Origin of the sequence: Thermococcus sp., from assembly GCF_027052235.1 — an archaeon.
Classification (GTDB): Archaea; Methanobacteriota_B; Thermococci; order Thermococcales; family Thermococcaceae; genus Thermococcus.
This window is the reverse complement of the sequence record NZ_JALUFF010000031.1, coordinates 1-4,390: the sequence shown is the minus strand read 5'-3', so window position 1 is coordinate 4,390 and position 4,390 is coordinate 1. Positions and strand designations below refer to the sequence as shown.

Sequence of the window (4,390 nt, the reverse complement as noted above, 5' to 3'; positions counted from 1 at the left end):
GGGATTTGCGATTTCGAGGGCGTTTGTTATTGCCTCGTTTATCTCCCCGAGGGCCAGCATGTAGAGTGATGAGAGGCGCATTAGGAGGTCTCGCTGGGGAGCTGGGAGAATCCTCGAGTCCTCGATTACCTGGGAGTATATTCTCTTTGAGGACTTCAGCCCGGCCCGACCCATGGAGTAGCCGACCGAGAGAAGGGCCCGGAACATCGTGGGGGGATCCTCTATCCCCTTGGCCGTCTCCATTGCCTTCAGAAAGGCCACTTTATAGGCCTTGTTCTTGGCTTTGGCGAGTCTCTCACCGATCTTCGCATAGGTTACTGATTTTACATAGGGGTCTGGAATTACCTCAACCGAAGAGAGTATCTCCTTGACCAGCATGTCAATTGCCCCCCGAGTAATCGTGAATTCTGCAATCCCAAATTCGTCGTCATCTCTTATTAACCTAACCCTCGGAACGTTTTTAAGAGGCTCCGTTCAGTGCCTAAACATGTACGCGGTGATATTCGGCAAAAATCCTGCCCTCAGCGAGGCGGAATTTTACTCATTTGGCAGGAGATTCGGTCTTAAAGTTCGGCCACTCGAGTCTGCTCGTTACTGGCTGTTATTCGATTCCTCACCCAAGATTGAAAGGTACTTTCACTGGCTCGGCGGTGCTCTAAAGCTCGTGAGAATAGTCGGGGAGGACGAGGAGGCCATAAAAGATCTTGAATACTCCAGGCTTTTCACGGTGAGCCTCTACGGGAGAAGCGACTGGAGGCTGTGGAGGAAGCTCGGGAGCGAGATAAAGAAGGCCTTTAAGGCGGAAGGGCCGGCGAAGTTCTTCAAGCCGGCGAAGACCTACGCGATGCCCGCAGAGCTGATTCTCAAGGGGTTTCCCGACGTCAAGGACTTCGTCTTCCTCTTTAGGGAGGACGGGAGCTTTCTCGTCGGCGAGACGGTCAAGGTTACCGATCCCTTCGAGCTGAAGAAACTCGACGTCGAGAGACCGGTTCAGAAACCGATTCTCTCGATCCCGCCGAGGCTCGCGAGGATAATGGTGAATCTAACGGAAGTGAGAAGAGGCTCGTTCCTCGACCCGTTCTGCGGGATCGGAACGGTGGTTCAGGAGTTCGTCCTGCAAGGGTTGAACGCCTACGGAAGCGACAGGGACGGAGAGCAGGTAAGGGCAGCGAAGAAGAACCTCGCCTGGCTCAGGAAGGAGTTCAGGCTCAAGAACTCGGCCCATCTGGAGGTCTGCGACGCGAGGAAACTCAGGAGATGTTTCAGACAGCGGTTTGACGCGATAGTTGCCGAGCCCTACCTGGGAAAGCCCCTCAAGAGGTACCCGAGCAGGGGGGAGGCGATAAAGCTCGCCAACGAGCTGGACCGCTTTTATTACTCGGTCTTCGAGAGCTTTGCCGATGTTTTGAAGAGGAACGGGAGAGTCATCTTCGTCTTTCCAGCCTACAAGCTGAGCAGTGGGGGGGTATACCGGAAAGAGCGGAGATGGCTCGGCAAGCTCGGCTTCGAGGTTCTGGGGAGGTACACGGACTACGAGGAGAGGCACAGGCTCGTTAGGGACATCCACGTGCTGAGGTACCGGGGCTAATCAAGGGCAAGCGTTCGTTTCAGGGTCCCTTGATCTCATTCATCTTTTCAGGCCCCCTTCCCCAATGCTCTTGATGACGAGCGACTTCTCGACAGTAAAAATTGAGGAACAATCTATGAAGCTCTTTTTTCTGAGCTTCCTACGGAGGAGGTCTTTCCCCTCAAGCTCGACTTGGAATTCCTTGAAATGGGAGCTTCCCGTTATCTTGAGTACTATCAAATCATCGCTTATCCTGTTCAGCTCTTCAGAACTGACAACCAGCAGGGGCAGAAGCTTCTTTCCACGGTACTCGGTGAAGGGGGAGCTTCAGGAGGAGTATCTCACCCGGCCTAAAACTCGAAGAGTTCCTCGGCAGCTTCTCCATCCTGAAGGAGCTTAAGGTAGCTAAGCTCTTTCATTGGATCCCTCGTTTCTACTCCCTCAATCAGTATTCTGATCCGCGAACCGGGAGGTGTGTCCAGTTTTTTGAGGGGGATTATCACATCACCCCTGTATATGGCAACTATCTCCTCGGGCATGGTTAAAAATTGGAAAATCCGCTTTTAAACGTTTGAAGTTAGCCGATGAGTCTCTCGTGCTCCTGCTTTATGCACCTGTGGGCGACCGCTATTAGGCCGGCCTCCCTGGCTTTCTTGAAGGCCTCCCTGTTGTAAGTGTTGAACTGGAACCACACAACTTTGGCGCCCTTCTCTATCGCCTGCTCGACGTAATCCATCGTGAACTCCGGGCGAACGAAGAGGTCGACTATATCGACCTCGTCTGGTATGTCCAGAACGCTCAGGTAGCACTTCCTTCCGAGGACTTCCTCATAGCGGGGATTCACAGGGTAGACCTCGTAGCCGTGCTCAATAAGATAGCGCATGACCTCATTGGAATCCCTTTCAGGCTTCGGTGAGGCTCCAACGAGGGCTACTTTCCTGTACTTCGTTAAAATCTCCTTGAGGTCCTCATCGCTCAGCCTGTCAACTGGCATCGTTCTCACCATGTTACCACCTTAGGTTTTTGGAGGCCAACCTTTAAAGCTCTAACCGAGAAGTCCCATCGGTGGTGGGATGGCTCTCTACGAGGAAACGCTGACGAAGGGGGCCTTTCAGCTCATCATGCTCCTTCCGATTGTGGCGATGTTCTCGGGACTCTACGCCACTTATCGCGCGGGAGAGGGCTTCTGGATAATGCTTGCAACGACTTTGGCCGTCTCGGTTCTCCTTCTGGACGTCATGGTCATCAGGATTGAGATAGACGACCGCGAGCTCAGGATACGGGGGCTCCTCGGTCTCGTGGTCAGGAAGACCGTGAAGATAGAGAACATAGAGGCCTTCGAGGTTCGGGAGGGCTGGATGAGCTGTTATGGGGCGATCCACTTCACCCTGCCCGGAAAAGCATGCGTGGTGATACGGCAGAGGAGGGGCTGGAGCGTGTCGTTCACGACCAACAATCCCGAGGAGGTGGCGGGGGTTCTCTCTACCTTAGGCGTTCCGCGAGGAGCTTAGCTACACAAACTTGAACCGAAAACATTTAAAAGAGCGTATACGGATGTATATGTGGGGATGAGGGTAAGTCCCGGTGTCCGCCGCGTACCCTGAGGTACGCGCAAATGGCGGCCCGGGGGCCGATTCATACTTCTCATTTGGTTTCAGTAGAGTTGCTTGAATTTGAGAATTCTCCCCGACCTCTCAAACCTCTGGAGCAAATCTTCATTTTCGTTGAGCTTCCTGTAAAAAGCGTTGGCGACGAAGTCGGCAACCTGAATCAGCGGTTCCCCCTGGGAGTCTTTCTGATGCACGAACACTTTAACTTCGTGGGGAAACGCCTCCATTATCATTTTCCTGATGTACTCCTCCAAGTTCCTTTTCCTGAACTTTGTTGTGTGATACCTGTCGAGGAATATCTCAATGGTCAGTGCTTTGTCAGGGGTGTAACCGATGCTCCTGCGGTAGGGCTTTAGTGAGTCGACTATCAGAACCCTCGAGAGGTAGTTGTAGTGAACTGCCTTTTGGGAACCTCTCTCCCGAATGTAATCGTAAGTGTTCGCCTTGTTTACGTAAACTGCCGAGACGTGAGCACTTGCGCACTTGTAAAGCCTATCGAGAACAAATTTCCTTATTTTATCGTTGCTCTTTGAGGCCTTGAGTTCCGGTACGTCCCTTTTCTTCTTACCAAGCTTTTCTCTGGCCTTTTTGGGAATCCTGCGGATTTTCTTTGCGTGCTCTGCTCTGGCTATGATTGCCCCCATAACGAAGTACCTGCTACTGCCTTTTGAGAAGCCCATGTCCCCTGCTTCGTCGAGAACGATGTAAATATGAACCATGATTTCTCCCTCGCGGTACGAACGCCGTTTCCTGCGGGATAAATATACCTTGCCGTTGTCGCTGTAAACTATTTGTCAAAATTCAGGTTGATAATTTGTCATTCTGTTAACAACTAGGGGGCTTAAAAATAGGGGCCTGTATAGACCAACACTATGAACCAGGCCAGTGGAGAAGAGATAGACTACAAGGGAATCGTCAATTGGGCATGTTGTCAAAAATATCAAAAGAACGTTGAAGGAAACGGATACCATGAAAGACCAAAACTGTAGGCGAAGGTTCAGCTATGTGAGAGAGAAGCCACAGACTTTTAGCGAAGTTTGTATTGTTGCTTTTGAGTTCCCAGCGCGCGTGTCCAAGGGGTTCGAAGGTTTTGTAAGCTTGGCATCTGAGGTAGACATATCAACAACGAAGGGAATTTTCCGTGGGAATCACTTTTGTTTCATGCAGTTTTGGGTCAATGGGCTTTGCTCCTCCTATCTTCATCATAAATTTA

Annotated in this window: 6 protein-coding genes and 1 pseudogene; 2 read left to right on the top strand and 5 right to left on the bottom strand. The window is 51.5% G+C overall.

The annotated features are described in order from the left end of the window. Positions 1-378, bottom strand: a pseudogene (locus MVC73_RS03735) (prenyltransferase); the annotation flags it as partial. 109 nt (positions 379-487) lie between these two features. Between MVC73_RS03735 and MVC73_RS03730 the strand changes: the two are divergent. Continuing rightward, entirely contained in the window at positions 488-1,588 is a 1,101-nt protein-coding gene (locus MVC73_RS03730; RefSeq protein WP_297507056.1) for a TRM11 family methyltransferase, read from the top strand. Between the two features lie 39 nt (positions 1,589-1,627). Here the strand turns inward: MVC73_RS03730 and MVC73_RS03725 are convergent, their stop codons facing one another. The 3 genes from MVC73_RS03725 to MVC73_RS03715 form a co-directional block, all read right to left on the bottom strand. Next, positions 1,628-1,807, bottom strand: a complete 180-nt coding sequence (locus MVC73_RS03725; protein ID WP_297507054.1) for a hypothetical protein — start codon at positions 1,805-1,807, stop codon at positions 1,628-1,630. A 110-nt stretch (positions 1,808-1,917) separates the two neighbouring features. Further along, positions 1,918-2,106 (bottom strand): antitoxin family protein, encoded by a 189-nt coding sequence (locus MVC73_RS03720; RefSeq protein WP_297507051.1) that lies wholly within the window; start codon positions 2,104-2,106, stop codon positions 1,918-1,920. Positions 2,107-2,144: 38 nt separating this feature from the next. Then, positions 2,145-2,573 carry a CoA-binding protein gene (locus MVC73_RS03715; protein WP_297507049.1) on the bottom strand — a complete coding sequence of 143 codons (429 nt, stop codon included), beginning with the start codon at positions 2,571-2,573 and terminating at the stop codon, positions 2,145-2,147. A gap of 67 nt (positions 2,574-2,640) precedes the next feature. Between MVC73_RS03715 and MVC73_RS03710 the strand changes: the two genes are divergently transcribed. Continuing rightward, entirely contained in the window at positions 2,641-3,078 is a 438-nt protein-coding gene (locus MVC73_RS03710) for a hypothetical protein (protein WP_297507047.1), read from the top strand. A 143-nt stretch (positions 3,079-3,221) separates the two neighbouring features. On the opposite strand, the gene MVC73_RS03705 is transcribed toward MVC73_RS03710, so the two are convergent. Next, positions 3,222-3,896 (bottom strand): DUF3800 domain-containing protein, encoded by a 675-nt coding sequence (locus MVC73_RS03705; RefSeq protein ID WP_297507045.1) that lies wholly within the window; start codon positions 3,894-3,896, stop codon positions 3,222-3,224. Positions 3,897-4,390 lie beyond the last annotated feature (494 nt).

Bases quoted from the DNA above. Each gene is read 5' to 3' on its own strand.
- MVC73_RS03730 (WP_297507056.1), top strand. From the start codon at position 488: ATGTACGCGGTGATATTCGGCAAAAATCCTGCCCTCAGCGAGGCGGAA.
- MVC73_RS03720 (WP_297507051.1), bottom strand. From the start codon at position 2,106: ATGCCCGAGGAGATAGTTGCCATATACAGGGGTGATGTGATAATCCCC.
- MVC73_RS03715 (WP_297507049.1), bottom strand. From the start codon at position 2,573: ATGGTGAGAACGATGCCAGTTGACAGGCTGAGCGATGAGGACCTCAAG.
- MVC73_RS03710 (WP_297507047.1), top strand. From the start codon at position 2,641: ATGGCTCTCTACGAGGAAACGCTGACGAAGGGGGCCTTTCAGCTCATC.
- MVC73_RS03705 (WP_297507045.1), bottom strand. From the start codon at position 3,896: ATGGTTCATATTTACATCGTTCTCGACGAAGCAGGGGACATGGGCTTC.